Consider the following 16,688-nt stretch of genomic DNA (forward strand, 5'->3'; position numbering starts at 1 on the left):
TCAATCCCGGAACATGGTGATGGGGGTGGGGACGTAGCCGCGGCCGGCCTTCAGGAACCGACGGTTCTGCTCGCGCGCTTGATCCTGTGCCGCGACCCGCTGCGCCTCGGCAAGCACCTGCGCGCGGCCAAGCGCCGTCATGGTGGCGGTGAGGTCAGCACCCTCCGCCAGTCGACGCTCATCGATATGATCGTCCGCCAGCCGTTCGACGTGGTGATCGAGCGCATGGAGGCAGGCGGTGGCCATTATGCCTGCCTGCCTGCCTGCCGTATCGCCCCGCCAAGCATATGCTTGCAGCGCTGCGCGGACTGAATGAAGCCATCCGCTCTCATGAGCACCACGCCGAAGGGCGCGCCCAGTCCCTTGGTGAAGTCCAGCCAGAGCGAATCGGATAGCGCGCCGTAATCCGAGGCTGGCGTCTGCAATGGCTGCATTCAGAAGCCGTGCGCCGTCGATATGAACGCCCAGTCTTCGTTCCAACACCAGCTGCCGAATGTGGCGGAGCAGCGCCAGCGGCCAAACCGCACCGCCGCCCATGTCTGTTGTTTGCTCGACCCAGATCAGCCTGGGGCGCGGTGCATTACGCCGCGCCGGACGCAGCGCGCCCTCGAGGGTAGCAAGGTTGAACAATCCCCGACTGCCGGCAAGTGGCGTGGTCATCAGGCAGCCCAGGCCCGCTGCTCCGCCCGTTTCGAAGTGAAAAGATGGCTGGATCTTTCGGCCAGGATTTCATCGCCACGCTGGCAACGGACCATTACCCCAATTACATTGACCATCGTGCCCGATGGCAGGAAAAGCGCCGCCTCCTTGTCGAGCATCGTGACGACTCGGCTGGTCAGTGCCGTGACGGCCGGATCTTATCCGGTTGCTCGTTTCCTACCTCGCAGCCGCCGTTGCGGCACGCACGCCAAGGCTGGACGTGTCATGGAATCGGAATAAAGGTCGATGCGCCGGTGCGATGTCATGAGCGCGTCCGGTAGAGCCGTTCCGCCGCCTCGGCCGAGACATAGCCGTCGCGCAGGTCCCGCGCGATGGCCTCCGGCGACCGCGCCTCGGGGGGGCCGAAACCGCCGCCACCCGGCAACTCCAGGATCAAGCGATCACCGGGAGGGATGTCAAATCTGCCCTTGCCGCCGACCGGACGTCCTGATGCCAGCCTGACCCTGCCCGCGCGCCCGTCCATGCCGCCCTCCCGGCCCCTGGGCGGATGATCGATCCGGTCGAACATGGCGTTGAGCAGCAGCGGTGTTTCGCCGATGCCCTCGATCTCGATCACCTGGCCCAATCCGCCACGCTGCCGCCCGGGGCCGCCGCTGTCCGGCAGCAGCTCCTTGCGGCGGACAAGGATGGGGGCCGATGCCTCGACCGCTTCGACCGGCATCGTCCTCACGCCGGAGGGAAAAGCGGTCGCATTCCACCCATCGCGATCGGATTGGGCACCGGCCCCGCCCGCATTGAAGGTGACCGTCGCAAAATGGCGCCCGTCCGGCCCACGCCCGCGCAGGCTGGGATTCCAGATGAGCCCGGCCCCCTCGGCCGGCACCGGCAGGAGCGCGCCGAGTGCGCCGAGAACAAGATCGGGAAGCATCTGGCCGATCATATGCCGCGCGGAGACCGCCGCGGGCCGCCGGGCGTTCAGGATCGATCCTTCGGGTGCGCGCACCTCAATCGGGGCAAGGCTGCCATGGTTGCAGGGAATGTCGGGGTTGATCAGGCAATTCACGCCGAACACGGCATAGGCCGTGGTATAGTTGAGAACGACATTGACACCACGCCGCGAAACATCCGGGCTCCCCGCGAAATCGAGCGTCATGCGTGACCCGGCGATGGTGATCGTCACCGGGAGCACGAGCCCGTCCCCGGTTCCATCGAGCGCGAGGCTGTTGCGATAGATCCCGTCGGGAAGCGCCATGATCCGCGCCTCGACCGTGTCGCGCGTGCGATCGATGATAGCATCCGAAACACCCTCGAGATCCGCAAGGCCGAACTCCTCGAGCAGTGCCATCGTCCGCCGGATGGCAACGGCGTTTCCGGCGATCGAGGAATGGAGGTCGCCAACCACCTGATCCGATTCGCGCACATTGGCACGGATGACCGCCATCAACAGCGGATCGACGATGCCGGCGCGTGCCAGTTTGCAGACCGGAATGCACAATCCTTCCTCATGCACATCGCTTGCGTCCGCGCCGAATCCCAGCCCGCCGATATCGACGACATGCACCGTGTTGGCGACGGCGCCCACGGCGCGCCCCCGGTGAAAGATCGGGCTGACGATCGTGAAATCGTGGAGATGGCCCGAGCAGATCCAGGGATCGTTGCTGACCAGGACATCGCCAGGTTCAAGGCTGTCGAGCGGAAACAGGCGGAGAAAATGCTCGACGGCCAAGGCCATGGAATTGACGTGGCCGGGCGTGCCGGTGACGGCTTGCGCCACCATGCGCCCGCGTCGGTCGAACAAGCCCGCCGACAGGTCGCCGGCCTCCCGCGTCGTGTTTGAAAAGGCGGTGCGGATCAGGGTTTGCGCCTGATCCTCCAGGATCGCGATCAGCCGCTGCCAGACAAGATCGACCGTCACCCGACCCGGAACCACGATGTCGCTCATGCCCAGGTCTCCCGCGAGATGCGAATATAGCCCCAGCCATCGATGGTGAAGCGATAGCCGGGGTTCACGACCGTGGTGGTTTCCGCCTCGGTGATGATCGCCGGGCCAGAGGCGGTGGCACCGGGTGCCAGCGTTTCGCGGCTGTATTCCGGCCATGTCGCCCAGCATTCGTCGCGCCCGTCATAAATGCGGCGCGCGGCGTCGGCGATGGCTGCGTCGGGCGTGGTCGCTCGTGGCGCGGCGGCGCGGGTGTCGTCCCGGTGCCGCACCCGAACCACCCAAGAGGTTACTTCTGCCGGACTGTCGGCCAGCGCCTGGCCATGCAGCCTCTGATAGGCGGAATCGAATGCGGCGCGCAGCCGCTCGGCGAAATCGCTGTCGTCCGGGTGTCCGGGAAGCGCCACGGCAATCTCGTGCCCCTGGCCCCGGTAGCGCATGTAAGCGGTGCGTTCGACCGCCAGGTCGGGTTCGCCGCGCACCACCGAGCGCACGATTGTGGCCGCAGCGGCTTCCATTTCCGCCAATGCCGCGCGAACGGGCTCGATGCGCGCCCCAGGCAACAGCAGCCGTGCCGTGCGCACGATCTCGAAAGCCAGCGGTGCCCTGAGGAACCCCAGCGCCGAGCCGACGCCCGCGCCCGCGGGAATGATGATTTCCCGAATGCCGAGTTTCTCGGCGAAGCGCACCGCCTGCAACGGCGCGCCGCCACCGAAGGCGATCAGCGTTCGCGCCTCGACATCCACCCCGATCTCGGCGGCATGAACCCGGGCCGCCGATGCCATGGTTTCCGCCACCGTCTCGATGACGGCATAGGCGGCAGCTTCGGGAGACAGGCCGGCCGGACCGGCGACGTCGGTGATGATGGCTTGCGCGGCCGCTGCGCGGTCCAGCGGCATCGTGCCGCCCGCGAAGCTGTCGGCGTCAAGCTTGCCCAGCAAAAGGTCACAATCGCTGACGGTCGCTTGAACGCCGCCACGCCCATAGCAGGCAGGCCCGGGTTCCGATCCCGCGCTTTCCGGGCCGACGGCGACCCGCCCCACGGCATCGATCCGCGCGATCGAGCCTCCGCCGGCGCCGATTTCCACCAGATCGACCACCGGAACACGCACGGGCAGGCCGCTGCCGCGCTTGAACCGGTAGGTGCGGCCAACCTCGAACGTGAGGGCATGGTGCGCCTCGCCCTTGTCGATCATGCAGAATTTGGCCGTCGTTCCCCCGACATCGAACGAAAGCACACGGTCCTCACCCAGCCGCCGGGCGATGTCGCACGCGAAAATCGCGCCGCCCGCCGGTCCGGATTCGAGCAGCCGAACGGGAAAGCGCGATGCCGCGTCGACGGTGGTGAGGCTGCCGCTCGACAGGATCACCAGCATCGGCACGACGAGCCCCGCGGCTTGCAGGCGCCGTTCGAGACGGAGCAGATAGGCGCTCACGACCGGCTGCAGATAGGCATTGGCGCAGGTCGTGGAAACCCGCTCATACTCGCGCATCTCGGGCGACACGTCATGGCCGAGCGACAGCGGCACGTCGCCACCCAGGCGATAGCGCAGGATCTCGGCCGCGCGCAGTTCGTGCGCGCCATTGGCGTAGGCATGGAGAAAGGCGATCGCAACGGCCTCCACGCCCTCCGCGGACATCGCATCGGCCGCCGCCTCGACCCCGGCCTCGTCCAGCGGTTCCAGGACCGAGCCGTCGGCATAAAGCCGTTCACCCACGCCAAAGCGCCAATGCCGCGGCACCAGTGGCGTCGGCTTGACGATTTTCAGATCATATTGATCGAAGCGGCCTTCGGTGCCCATTTCAAGGACATCGCGAAATCCGGCGGTCGTCAGCAGGGCGGTGCGCGCGCCTTTGCGCTCGATCAGTGCGTTCGTGGCAAGCGTCGTTCCATGGACCAGGAAATCGATCTCCGCGAACGAGCCGCCACATTGCGCCATGGCGCGCGCCACCGCCTCCATCACCGCGTCATCGGGGGCATCGTGGGTGGTCGGCACCTTGACCGACCAGCGCCGGCTGCCTTGTTCCACCGCCACATCGGTAAATGTGCCGCCGATATCGACACCGACGCGAAAGCCCCGGGTCATTCGATCGCCACCCTATCATTGGGCCCCGGCCGGCCACCGTCGGTATGGATGGGCTGGCCGGTCACATGGGAAATGTCGTCGGGCACGGGGAAGGCCGCGATGGTGGCCATTTGTGCCGGTTCGCCTGCTGGCGCGTCGATGTTCGCCAGGATGATGCGCGCGTCTTTCTCGACAAAGCCTATGGCGCAGGCGAGACCGGGGTCGCGTGCGGCCCGGATAACGACGATGTCCTGGTCCTTGAGTCTCATTGTCCCGTGCCTGTTGAGATACAGCCGAGCGCAGCGCCCGCGGTCAAGGCGCGGTATCGATCTGGAGCCAAAGATGGGTCGGGTGGCGGAATTCGCTGCCACGAACCATGCAAGCAACACCGCCGTGGGACGCTGGATCGATGCGAGCCGTGGCGAGACGTTCGCGGAGGCGGAGGATCGCTATCCGGGCTTCGAGCCGGGCGAGGTGATTGCCAAGGCAGAAGTGCGGGCCTGACGCGAAGCCCAGATGCCCGGCGCTGTTGGGGCGCGATACGTCCCAGCGATCAGGCTCCGCGAACACCGCCGGATCGCGGTTGGCGGCGGCGATCATGCCGTTGACGGTATCGCCCACCGCAAAGGGACCGGTTGCGCGCACGACATGGCGGGTGGCGGACTGAACCGGGGACAGCCAACGCATCGTTTCCTCGATCGCGCGATCCACAGTGTCGGGGCTTAACGCCTGGTCATGCAGGGCGGCCGCATAGAGCGTGTTGAGGATCAGCCCTTCGACCGTCGAAATCCCGCCAAAGAAGATGAGCAGGGCGTTCGAGGCCGCTTCCTCGTCGCCGCCGAAAAAGGCGCGGAATTCGGCCGCCGCTGCCTCCCCGCGCGTGCGCACCCCCGCATCCCCCCCGAAATTCGCGAGCGCCGCCCCGAAGGCATCGTACCAGCGCCGCACATCGGCCTCCGCACCCTCGTCCAGACCGAACAGCGCCAGCATCGTCAGGACCGGCAGACGGGCGGCATAGGACGGCCTGAGATCGACCCGCGCCTCGCCTGCGAAGGTGTCGATCAGCCGGTCGGCGATCGCCTCGATCCCCGGCGTCAACGTCCGCTTGACCTCTCCGGGCGCGAACATGCCGCGATAGCGTTCGCGCAGGTCGGCATGCCGGGGCCCGTCGAGCGTGAGCATGTTCTCGCCGAAGGTGCCGCGGATCAGCGAGGCATCGGTTCCCACCGCGAAATGCACGGGATCGGCAAGGATGGCGCGCACATCGGCATGGTTGACCACCCACCACATGCCCAGCGGCTCGATCCATGCGACGCCCCCCATGGTCCGGACGGCTTCATAGGCCGGATAGGGATCGTCTTCGAGCGCGGCCGGATCAAGGGTGATGGACGGCTCGCGCATTGTCATGCCGCGAGGTCGAAGCGCCGCTTGAGCGCGTCCGTATCGGGATCGCGCCCGCGGAAGCGCCGGAATGCATCATCGACCGGCACGATATTGGCACTGCCCAATATTTCCTGGCGATATTTGTCGGCAAGCGCGCTGTGGTAGAGGCCGGCATCGGCAAAGCTGCTGCCGAGATCGGCGGCGATCACATCGGCCCAGAGATAGACATAGAGACCGGCAGCATAATGCTCGGTCCAGGTGTGATAGGCGTTGGTCACCGTCATCATCGGGTCCATCGCCTGGGGCATGTCGAGCTCGGCGAGCAGCTCGGCTTCGACGGCAACGGGATCGATCGCGCGCCCGTCGGCAAGGCGGTGCAGCCGCAGGTCGGTGAGCGCGGGGGCGAGATAGTCGAGATTGACGCTGAACACGCGGTCGAACTTCAGCCCTGCCTCCACGGCATCGATCATCGCTTCGGGCATCGGTTCGCCCGTCCGCCAGTGGCGCAGGTGGCGGCGAATGAGCGTCCGATCATAGAGCCAGCGCTCGTTGAGCAGGGAGGGCACCTCGATAAAATCCCATGGCACGGTGCAGGGACCGAGCGAGGGATAGGCCGCGCGGCTTGCCAGCATGTGCAGCCCGTGGCCGAACTCGTGGAACAGCACATTGGCATATTCCCAGCTCATGGTGACGGGTTCGCCTTCGCGTGCCGGCATCAGCCCCGAACAGACGTTCGAGATCGGCAGGACGTCACCGCGGAAACTTTCATGCGTGCGGACTTCATATTGCCATGAGGCGCGCATCTTCGCCTCCCGCCAGATGACATCGAAATACATGACGCCAACCGGGTGGCCGTCGCGCGACACTTCAAAGGTGCGGACATCGGGATGCAGCACCGGTGCATCGGGCAACGGGCTGAAATCGAGATTGTGCAGCTGCTTTGCCTGATCGAACAAGGCTGCCAGCACATTGTCGAGCGTGAGATAGGGCTTGACCGCCTCGGTATCGAGGCCGAAGCGCGTCCGCCGCAGTCGCTCGGCATAGTAGAGCCGGTCCCATGGCATCAGCGCGAAGCCCGCACCTTCGGCATCGGCGATGGCCTGCATCTCGGCAATCTGCGCGCGGGTGACGGGCAGGACGGCTGCCCACATGTCGCGCACCATCGTCTCGGCAATGTCCGGCGTGCGGGCCATGCGGTCGGCAAGCGCATAGTCGGCATAGGTCGCAAAGCCGAGCAGCTTCGCGCGTTCGCCCCGCAGTTCGAGCATGCGGCGGATAATGGGCCGGTTGTCGCTGGGTCCGTCATGCGCGCCGCGCGACGACCACATGCGCCAGACCTGCTCGCGCAAGGGCCGGTCAGCGACGGTCTGAAGGAAGGGCCAGACCGTGGGACGGGTGTTGACGATCGCCCACTCGCCCGGCCTGCCGCGAGCCTCGGCCGCGCTTGCCGCCGCCTGTTTCATTGCTTCGGGATAGCCGCTCAGCCGTGTTTCGTCGGATATGAACACCGCCTGGCCATCCTGATCGGTGCCAAGGTTCTGGTTGAACTGCACGCTCAGCCGGGCAATCTCGCCATTGACCTCCACCAGCCGGGCGAGCGTCGCCTTGGGCAGCCCCGCACCCCGCCGCTTCATGCGGTCGATGATCACCGTCCTGAGGCGCCGTTGCTCATCCGAAAGCCCCTCATCAGGCACGGCGCCGAGCCGGGCGAACAGTGCCGCATCATGCGCAATCTCGTCATCGAGCGCGCTGAACAGGGGGGCCAGACGCGGCCCGATTTCGGTCCATGCGCCGCCGCTCTTGTTCGAGTTGAACAGCATGAACAGCGGGAACACCCGCCGCAGCGCACGTCCGCTATCCTCGAACGCCTCGATGCTGTTGGCGAAATCGGCGGGGGCGGGATTGGCGACGATTGCCGCAATCTCTTCGCGCTTCATCGCGATGGCTTTGTGCGTTGCCGCTTCAATGGCTTCGGGCGTCGCAACATCGAGCGGGGGCAGGCCGCCATAGGGTCCCTGCCAGGGTTGTGTCAGGTCGATCATCACAGGAACCTCGCGATCTCGTCGAACGGCTTTTTCACCTTGGCGTGCGTGGGCACCGTAGCCCCCTCGGCGGGGTAGCCGCACACCAGCAGCAGATAGGGCTTTTCGGACGCGGGACGGCCACACATGGTGTTGAGGAAGGTCATCGGTTTGGGCGTGTGGGTGAGCGTCACGACGCCCGAAGTGTGGAGTGCGGCGATCAGGAATCCCATCGCGATTCCGACCGATTCAGGCACATAATAATTCTGCCGCTCGATCCCCTTGCGAACGCCGCCCTTGCGCTGTCCGAAAATGGCGATGATCCACGGGGCGGTCTCGAGATAGGGTTTGTGGTCGTCGGTGCCGAGCGGGGTCAGTGCGTCCAGCCATTCGTCGCCAGCCTTGCCCGCGTAGAATAGGCGCTCCTCGACTTCGGCGCGTTCGCGAAGTTCTTTCTTCATTGCCGGAGAGCCGATGATCGAAAAGAACCAGGGCTGATGATTGGCCCCGCTCGGTGCGGTCCCGGCGGTCTTTACAGCGGTTTCGATGACCTCGCGCGGGACCGGGCGGTCGGAAAAGGCGCGCACCGTGTGTCGCTTGCGCATCGTCTCGTAAAACGCGTCTGCCCGCGCAATCATTTCGGGATGCGGATAGTCCATGCGGTCGGGCAGCGGGATGGCCTCATGCTCCTTCATCGGGCGATTTCCTTCAGCTGTTCGATGCAATCGAGGAAGGCGCGTGCGACCTGCGGGTCGCTGAGCCCATGCGCGCCGTCACGAACGACGGTGTAGGTCGATCCCGGCCACGCCTTGTGGAGGGTCCAGGCGGCTTCGGGAGGAGTCGTCACGTCATGGCGGGCAGCGACAATCGCGCAGGGCAGATGCGCGACTCGGCCGAGATCACGCAGCAGCTGTCCGGCGACGAAAAAATGGTCGTTCACGCAATAATGCAGGAACAGCCGGGCAAGGGGCAGGGTGATCTCCGGATCCTCATAGCGCGCGAGCGCTTCCGGGTTCGGTTCCAGCGAAACCGTCGCGGCCGAAAACAGGCAGAGCGCCCTGGCCGCGGGCAGGTGAACGGCGGGATCGGGATCGATCAGCAACCTGTGCATGGCCTTCATCGGCTCGTCGCGCGATGCCTCGGGCAGGATCTGGAGCATCTCATCGAACGGCTCGGGAAACAGCTTCCGCGTGCCCCGCCACCACCAGTCGCGGTCCGTCGGGCGGCCCAGCGTCACCCCCATCAGCCCGAAGCCGAAACAGGCCTGGGGATGCGCCTCGCCATAGGCGATCCCCAGCGCGGTTCCCCAACTGCCGCCGACCACCAGCCATCGGGCGATGCCCCGGGCGTTGCGCAGACGCTCGATATCGGCGATCAGCGCCTGCGTGCTGTTGCCCCGCGTCTCGGCAGGCGGCACGGACTTGCCGCAACCGCGCTGGTGAAAGGTGATGAAGCGGTAAAAGCCAGGGTCGAAATAGCGCCGGTGCGCCGGCATTGATGGCCCGCCCGGCCCGCCATGCAGGAACAGCAGCGGCACGCCATCGGGATTGCCGCATTCCTCCCAATAGACGGTGTGGACATCATCGGGCGCGAAGTGGCCGCTGGCATGAGGCTCGATCTCGGGAAAGAGGAAGTCGTGCATGATTATCCCAGCGCGCGGTCAAGGAACGCCGCGACGGGCGGGACCACCAGTGTCGCGTCCATGCAAACGTCATGGCCACGGCCTGAAAACTCGACGATATCCCACCCCATCGCCTCCAGCCGCGCGCGATTTGCGCGAAAGGCGGACGCGATGTTGACGGCCAGCCCTGCCTCGACCAGATCGCCGTTGCCGCCAAAATAGCCGAAGCGGGGGCAGCCGATCGCGGCGACGCTTGACGCCTCGTCCCAGTCGATCATGCTTTGATAGTAGCAGGACCATTGGCGATATTGATCGTCGCTGCGCAGGATGATGCGCGAGCCCGGCTCGACATGGCCGATTTTTCGGCGGGAGGCGTCGAGAAGGTTGGCATAGGGGCCGCCAAGCGGCGGCCAGCCGCCGATCACAAGCGCCGAGAGCCGGTCTGTCCGCGCCGCCAGTTGCAGCCCGACGGCGCCGCTCCAGCTATAGCCCCAATAGGCAAAACGATCGTGCCCGGCGGCGGTGGCAACGCGGAGCAGGTCGGCGCACACCCGGTCGGCGGTCAGGTCTTCCGGCGCGATGTCGCGGCTTTGGCCAATGCTTGGATAGTCGATCAGGATCAGGCTGAACCGGTCCTTGAGCGGCCCGACATAGCCATTGAAGACCGGCATCATCGCATCGCCGAAAATCTCGCGGTAAGACGCCATCAGCGGCAGCGCGACCATCACCGCCGGGCCTTGCCCCAGCACTTCGAAATGGATGCCACTGGCTGGATCGAAGGCCATCAGGCCGCCAGCCGGCCGGTTTCGCGCGCCAGCCAGTCCTCCACCAGCATGTCGAGCACGTCGAGCGGCACGGCACCCGCCGTCAGCACCGCATCATGGAAATCGCGGATGCTGAACCGGTCGCCAAGCGCGGCCTCGGCCCTGGCGCGCAGGTCGCGGATGCGGATGTTGCCGATCTGATAGGCAAGCGCCTGCCCCGGGAAGGCGGCGTATCGATCGACTTCGCCGGCGATCGTCGCATCATCGAGGGCAAGCCGTTCGCGCATGTAGGCGATCGCCTGGTCGCGGCTCCAGTCATGGAGGTGGATGCCGGTATCGACGACGAGGCGGCAGGCGCGCCACATCTCCATTTCGAGTCGGCCATAATGTTCATGAGGCTGCTGGTAGATCCCCATTTCAACGCCGAGCCGCTCGCAATAGAGCGCCCAGCCCTCGATATAGGCGGTGTATTTGACCGCGCCGTAACGGCGGAAGGCGGGCAGATGATCGAGTTCCTGCAACACCGCGAGATGCATCAGATGCCCCGGCCAGGCCTCATGCACGACGAGCGCCGGGTAAAGATAGGACGGGCATTTTGCCAGGATGCCGTTGGCCCAGAAGATTCCGGGGCCTGAGCCGTCGGCAGGCGCGGGTTGGGCGTATGCGGGCGGAAGCGCCGCCGAAACGGCTTCGGGAACGATATCAACACCATAGGTTGAACGCGGGATGCGGCCGAAAAAGGCGGGGATGCGCTTGTCCACCCGCTTGCACAGGCTTTCGAGTGACCGGCGCAGCGCATCCTGGCTTTCGGGAATGAAGCTGCGATCATCGGCGATGCGCTTGCGATAGCCCGATACATCGCCTGCAAAACCATTGTCCGCGGCGAGCGCCGCGACCTCGGTTTCAAGCCGCGCGACCTCGGCAAGCCCCAGCGCGTGGATATCCTCGGGCGTCATCGCCGTCGTGGTGAAGCGCCGCACCGACCAGTCATAATAAGCGCGCCCGTCGGGCGCATCGATGCATGACAGGTTGCTGCGCGCGCCGGCCATCAGCGGGCCGTCGATGAGATCGGCAAAGGCGTGCATTGCGGGAATGATCATGGTTTCAATGACGGACAGCGCCTGCACCGCAAGCGCATCGAACCTGTCGCCGCGAAGCGTCGCGCGTTTGAACGCGCCGTACCAGCCGCTTTCGGCGGGCGCCTGCCTGGCGATGCCGCGGGTATTGGCGGCCGCCGCTTGCAGCACGGCCCACGGGTAGCGGATACCCTTGGCATGACCCGCGCGCAGATTGCCCTGGACGTCGGCGAGGAAGCGCGGGAACGCCCGCAGCCGTTCGACGTAAAGTCCGGCGGATTCCAGCGTTCCAAGGACGGCCGAATTGGCAAAGAAGATCGTGTTGAAATCGGGCCCGACCGGCAACAGCCATGGCCGAAGCGATGCCGACACCGCATATTCCGTACGGATATTCTCCAGTTCCTGCCGCAGCAGTGCGTGCGTCGCGCGCTCCTGCGGGGACAGGCCGGCCGTGGCGATGCCGTCGAGCTCGGCGAGAAAATCCCCCGCCGCCCCATCGCGCCGGGCGTGGTCCTCCGCGCTGTCGCGGAAGACCGCGACGGCATCGGTCGCCACGCTAGCCTGGATCGCCGCAAAGGGAAACTCCGCGCACTCGAACGACCAATAGCGCGCTGCCAGCTCTGCCAGGCGTTCGGCTGCGGTCATGTCGCAAATCCCCGTTCAAGGAACCGGTGCGCCACCTCCGCCAGCCACGCCGCGCCCATCGGCATCACATTCTCATCGAGCACCATATGGTTGGAATGCAGGCCGCAGCAACTTCGCCAATCGGTTCCGGCTTCAGCGGCGCCAAGAAAGAACATGGCGCCGGGTACCTTCTGCAGCACATAGGAAAAGTCTTCCGCCCCCATGACGGGCGCATCCATCGGATGCCAGGCATCATCCCCGAACAGGGATGTTACAGCCGCCTTTCCGGTACCGACCGCCTCCGCATCACAAAGGGTGACCGGAAAACCGGCTTCGATGGAAATCTCCGCGGATGCGCGGTGGGCGCAGGCGATGTGACTGGCGAGGGTGGTGATGCGTTCGACGATGATCCGGCGGTTTTCAGCGGAAAGGGTGCGGATTGTCCCGTGGAGGCGCGCCATCGGTGCGATCACATTGTCATTGTTGCCGCATTTGATTTCGGCGATGGTCACGACCACCGGGTCGAACACCGGGAACTGGCGCGTCACCATGGCCTGCAGGGCGCAGACGATCTCGCAGGCGATCGGCACGGGATCGACCGCATGATGCGGCATCGAGGCATGACCGCCGGCGCCGTGTACAAGGATGGTCAGCTTGTCCGAGGAGGCCAGCAACGGGCCGGCCCTGCCGCTGAACCTGCCGTGCGGGGCGTTGGGCATCATGTGCAACGCAAAGGCCGCGTCGGGCAGCGGGTCGAGCAGGCCGTCTTCCAGCATGAAGCGTGCGCCATGATAGCCTTCCTCGCCGGGCTGGAACATGAAGAGCACCTCTCCGCAGAGGGTGTCCCGACCGGCACAGAGCAGCCTGGCGGCGCCCGCCAGCATGGCGGCATGCGAATCATGTCCACAGGCGTGCATGGCACCCGCCGTCTGCGAAGCAAATGCCAGGCCGGTCTCTTCCTGCAACGGCAAGGCATCCATGTCGCCACGCAGCAGAACCCGCCGGCCAGGCCGGTGACCCCGCAGGATGGCGACCTGGCCCGACGTCGAACTGCCCTGCCGCCATTCAAGGGGCAAATCCGCCAGCGCCTCGCGCACCTTCGCCATCGTTTTGGGGGTAAACAGCCCCAGTTCCGGTTCGCGATGGATGGCGCGGCGCAAGGCCGAGAGCTGGGGCAGAAGCGCTTGCGCCTCCGTCATGAACTGGATCTGCGACACGCTCCACCTCCACTCGCGCCAAAACTCGTCCGTCAGAATTTGCCTTTGACGCCCAACCCGACCGTCCTGGGCTTGGTATAGGTCGGTTCGAAAAAGGCACCGAATTGCGGATTCACGATCCGATACGTGTCGAAGACATTGTTGACAAAACCATAGACCTCGAACTGCGAGAAACTGACGCCCAGGCGAAGATTGGCGACTTCACGCGCTTCGGAACGTTCGACCCGGTTGAGGCCCGGAACCGGCGGCAGCTGGCGCAGCGTGATGAAGCCCTTGTCCGTAAATCCGATATCGGCATGGGCGATCAGGCCGACGGTGTCCGACAGTCGGGGCTGATAATCGATTGACGCCGACCAGTTCCAATCGGGCACAAGATCGAGCGGATCGCCCTTGATCTTGTCGGTCGAACTGGTGTCGAACCGCATCCTGTTATAGCCGAGCGAGGCTGCAAACGTCAGGTCGCGCGACGGCTGGGCGCGGACAGAAAAATCGACGCCCGGGCCGCTTGCCTTTCCCGAACCGAGGACCGCTGCGAATGCCGTGTTCGGAACGATGACCGTCGTTTGGATGTTGTTATAGTCATTGTAATAGATTGAAGCCTCGACGAAGAGGCGGTTGTTGAGGAAGCTTTGTTTCAGGCCGAGTTCGTAGGACCACAGCTTTTCCGGAGCGAAGGTCGCTGGCACGCTCGGTGCCGTGATGCTGTTGAATCCGCCGCTGCGAAAGCCCTTGGCGACGTTGGCATAGATAATGCCTGTATCCCCCGTCTTCATGCTCACGGCAAGGCGCGGGTTGAAGCTGTCGAATGTCCCCTTCTGGTTCGTCAGCTGCGGTGGACCAAAGCCAACGAGATTGAAGGTTCCAACGCTGGTTCGACGATCACTGAAATAACGCCCGCTGAGATCAACCGTGACAAGGTCGCCGAACGTGTAGCCAACGCTGCCGAACGCCGCGAAAATCTTTGATTGGGTTTTTGAGTCCTGCTGAAAGACGACGCCGAGTGCCGAAGGTGGCAATCCGGGAACCAACGACTCACCATTGCCGTCGGTCAGGCCCTTGTTCTTGCCGTCGGTGTAGGACGCTCCGACCAGATAGCGCAGCGGACCATCGTTGTTGGACGACAGCCGCAGTTCCTGGTGAAACTTCTTGAGACCGCCCCGCGCGTCCGTCAGCGCGGTGCGCAGCAACGGTGCGCCGAACAGCTTGTTGTAGAATGGACCCGAATCGTCGACACTTCGGCTGGTCTGGTCGAGATAACCGGTCGTGCTCACCAGCGTGACCGGGCCGGCATCATATTCGAGGTTGAGCGTGCCCAGCCAATAGCGCTGCCGCGCGTTCGAGGGAACAATCTGCCCCGTGCGACCTCTGGTTGCATTCGAATAGCTTTTGAAGAGTTGGTCGGATTCATTGTAAAGGCCCGACAGGGTGATCTTGAACGTATCGGACGCCTTGGCGAGGAGCGTCACGCGCGCGGTCGTCGTGTTGCGACCGTTGAGATTGTTGCCCGGAGCGCCGTCGATCCAGCCGCCCTCCTTTTCGTGCGTCGCGGCGATGCGCAGTCCAACCATGTCCGCCACCAGAGGGGCATTGACGATGCCCTCGACGCGATAGCCCGTATCGCCGTCCTTCGGGAAAGTGACTTCTGCCAGGCCCGACCCGCTGATGGTCGTCAGGTTCGGCTTGGCGGTGACATAGCGGATCGTGCCGCCCATGGAACCTTCGCCATACAAGCCAGGCTGCGGTCCGCGCAGCACCTCGATCCGCTCGATATCAAGCAGTCGCACCTCGGCACTGCCCGATGGCCCATAGGTGTTGATCGGGAATTCGTCGATGTACAGCCCGACCGTGGGCAGGCCGAGATATTGGGAAATGCCGCGTAGCTGAATGCGCTGCTGGCCGGGGCCGATGTCGACGAGACGAAGTGCCGGCACTGCCGACTGGAGCTGGTCGAGCGACGTGACGTTGCGGTTTTCGATGTCCGCGGCAGTGAGTGCGGATACGGACATCGGGACGTCACGAAGCCGCTCCTCACGCTTCTGGGCGGTCACGACAATTTCCGCGGTTGCCACATCCTCCGCGGAAGCGGCCTGCGCAAGGGCGGGCGTCGCCACGGTCAGAACGCTTCCGGAAAAAAGTGCCACCATGCTCGTGTGTGCGAAATACCAGCCCTTTGTCATTGTAATCTCCCCGGTTTTGGCGGCCCGCACAGCTGTTTCAGCAGTCGATGATCAATTTTCCCCGGCGTAAGCAAATCCCGTTGCAGGCACCATACATATGTGTATGGTCATCAACACAGGCAACGTCAAGCGGTCTGTTCAAGGGGTGAACATGGGCTCCACAATGCTACCGGTCTGGGACAATCACGCCTGCATGCCCCTTCGCGCCAATGACGGCGTCTTCCTGCCGCAGCTGGAGCGGGCGCGGGACAATGGCGTATCGGTCATTTCGCTCAATATCGGCGCAATGGAACAGACCCCCGAAGAGCACCGGGCCGTGCTGCGCTGGTTCCGGCAATGGCTCGGCGAACGCGGCGACGCCTATCGGATTGTCTCGACGCCCGATGACATCGCCATCGCGCGGGCTGAGGGGCGCATGTCCGTGATGTTCGATATCGAGGGCGCACGCGGGATCGGCGACCGGCTGGAGAGCATCGCGGACTATTACGCGCTGGGCGTCCGCTGGATGCTGATCGCCTATAATCGCGAAAATCTCGCGGGTTATGGCTGCTATGACGAGGAGGACCTCGGGCTTAAGCCGTTTGGCCGCGACATGATCCGCGAAATGAATGCGGCGGGCATGACCGTCTGCTGTTCGCATACGGGGGAACGCACCGCTCGCGACGTTCTGGACGCGTCGAGCCGGCCGGTGATTTTCTCGCACTCGAACTGCGGCGCGCTGCACGCGCACAAGCGCAACATTTCCGACGCGATGATTCGGGCCTGCGCCGCGCAGGGCGGCGTCGTGGGCATCAACGGCATCGGAGACTTTCTCTGCGGCGCGGGAAAGGACATTGTCGAGGCGTTTGTTGCCCATGTCGATCATGCGGTGCAGCTGGTCGGGCCCGATCATGTCGGCCTCTCGCTCGACTACTGCTACGACATGCAGGAACTGCTCGATTATCTGGAAACCATGAAGCACAGCTTTCCGGAAGGGTTCTCGCCCGAAATCCGGATGGTCGCGCCCGAGGATCTGCCGGCTATTGTGTCGGGCCTGCGGCGGCGCGGCTATGACGACGGCAGTCTTGCCAAGATCCTGCACGACAACTGGTTGCGGATAGCCCGGCAGAACTGGCGCTGACATGAACGGGGGAGGAAAGC

The 16,688-nt window shown here is 64.8% G+C and carries 13 protein-coding genes and 1 pseudogene; 1 reads left to right on the forward strand and 13 read right to left on the reverse strand.

Translation table 11 applies throughout. The features are described 5' to 3' along the window. From H3309_RS17765 to H3309_RS04735, 13 genes and pseudogenes are all read right to left on the reverse strand, one after another. Positions 1-246 carry a hypothetical protein gene (locus H3309_RS17765; protein WP_398399681.1) on the reverse strand — a complete coding sequence of 82 codons (246 nt, stop codon included), beginning with the start codon at positions 244-246 and terminating at the stop codon, positions 1-3. Further along, positions 246-818, reverse strand: a pseudogene (locus H3309_RS17770) (threonine aldolase family protein). Before H3309_RS17770 ends, H3309_RS17765 begins: the two are co-directional and overlap by 1 nt. Before the next feature lie 143 nt (positions 819-961). Beyond that, the gene (locus H3309_RS04685; protein ID WP_182298498.1) at positions 962-2,602 is read right to left on the reverse strand and encodes a hydantoinase B/oxoprolinase family protein; all 1,641 of its coding nucleotides are present in this window, start codon (positions 2,600-2,602) and stop codon (positions 962-964) included. Next, positions 2,599-4,686 (reverse strand): hydantoinase/oxoprolinase family protein, encoded by a 2,088-nt coding sequence (locus H3309_RS04690; RefSeq protein ID WP_182297605.1) that lies wholly within the window; start codon positions 4,684-4,686, stop codon positions 2,599-2,601. Before H3309_RS04690 ends, H3309_RS04685 begins: the two co-directional genes overlap by 4 nt. Further along, complete coding sequence (locus tag H3309_RS04695; RefSeq protein WP_182297606.1) at positions 4,683-4,934, reverse strand: hypothetical protein; 252 nt, start codon at positions 4,932-4,934, stop codon at positions 4,683-4,685. The genes H3309_RS04690 and H3309_RS04695 overlap by 4 nt, the downstream gene beginning before the upstream one ends. 43 nt (positions 4,935-4,977) lie before the next feature. Further along, a complete protein-coding gene (locus H3309_RS04700) occupies positions 4,978-6,066 on the reverse strand; it encodes a cytochrome P450 (protein ID WP_182297607.1) in 1,089 nt (362 codons plus the stop codon). Positions 6,067-6,068: 2 nt separating this feature from the next. After that, entirely contained in the window at positions 6,069-8,090 is a 2,022-nt protein-coding gene (locus tag H3309_RS04705; protein ID WP_182297608.1) for a M3 family metallopeptidase, read from the reverse strand. After that, positions 8,090-8,764 (reverse strand): nitroreductase family protein, encoded by a 675-nt coding sequence (locus H3309_RS04710; protein ID WP_182297609.1) that lies wholly within the window; start codon positions 8,762-8,764, stop codon positions 8,090-8,092. Before H3309_RS04710 ends, H3309_RS04705 begins: the two co-directional genes overlap by 1 nt. Beyond that, positions 8,761-9,711 (reverse strand): prolyl aminopeptidase, encoded by a 951-nt coding sequence (pip, locus tag H3309_RS04715; protein ID WP_182297610.1) that lies wholly within the window; start codon positions 9,709-9,711, stop codon positions 8,761-8,763. The genes H3309_RS04710 and pip overlap by 4 nt, the downstream gene beginning before the upstream one ends. A 2-nt stretch (positions 9,712-9,713) precedes the next feature. Next, a complete protein-coding gene (locus H3309_RS04720; protein ID WP_182297611.1) occupies positions 9,714-10,475 on the reverse strand; it encodes an alpha/beta fold hydrolase in 762 nt (253 codons plus the stop codon). Further along, on the reverse strand, positions 10,475-12,175 hold the full coding sequence (locus H3309_RS04725) for a DUF885 domain-containing protein (RefSeq protein ID WP_182297612.1): 1,701 nt from the start codon (positions 12,173-12,175) through the stop codon (positions 10,475-10,477). The genes H3309_RS04720 and H3309_RS04725 overlap by 1 nt, the downstream gene beginning before the upstream one ends. Then, a complete protein-coding gene (locus H3309_RS04730) occupies positions 12,172-13,371 on the reverse strand; it encodes a M20 family metallopeptidase (protein WP_398399689.1) in 1,200 nt (399 codons plus the stop codon). The genes H3309_RS04725 and H3309_RS04730 overlap by 4 nt, the downstream gene beginning before the upstream one ends. 32 nt (positions 13,372-13,403) lie before the next feature. Beyond that, positions 13,404-15,548 (reverse strand): TonB-dependent receptor, encoded by a 2,145-nt coding sequence (locus H3309_RS04735; protein ID WP_182297613.1) that lies wholly within the window; start codon positions 15,546-15,548, stop codon positions 13,404-13,406. A 103-nt stretch (positions 15,549-15,651) separates the two neighbouring features. On the opposite strand from H3309_RS04735, the gene H3309_RS04740 reads away from it, so the two are divergent. After that, complete coding sequence (locus H3309_RS04740; protein WP_182297614.1) at positions 15,652-16,668, forward strand: dipeptidase; 1,017 nt, start codon at positions 15,652-15,654, stop codon at positions 16,666-16,668. Positions 16,669-16,688: the final 20 nt, after the last annotated feature.

The organism is Sandaracinobacteroides saxicola (assembly GCF_014117445.1).
GTDB classification, from domain to species: domain Bacteria; phylum Pseudomonadota; class Alphaproteobacteria; order Sphingomonadales; family Sphingomonadaceae; genus Sandaracinobacteroides_A; species Sandaracinobacteroides_A saxicola.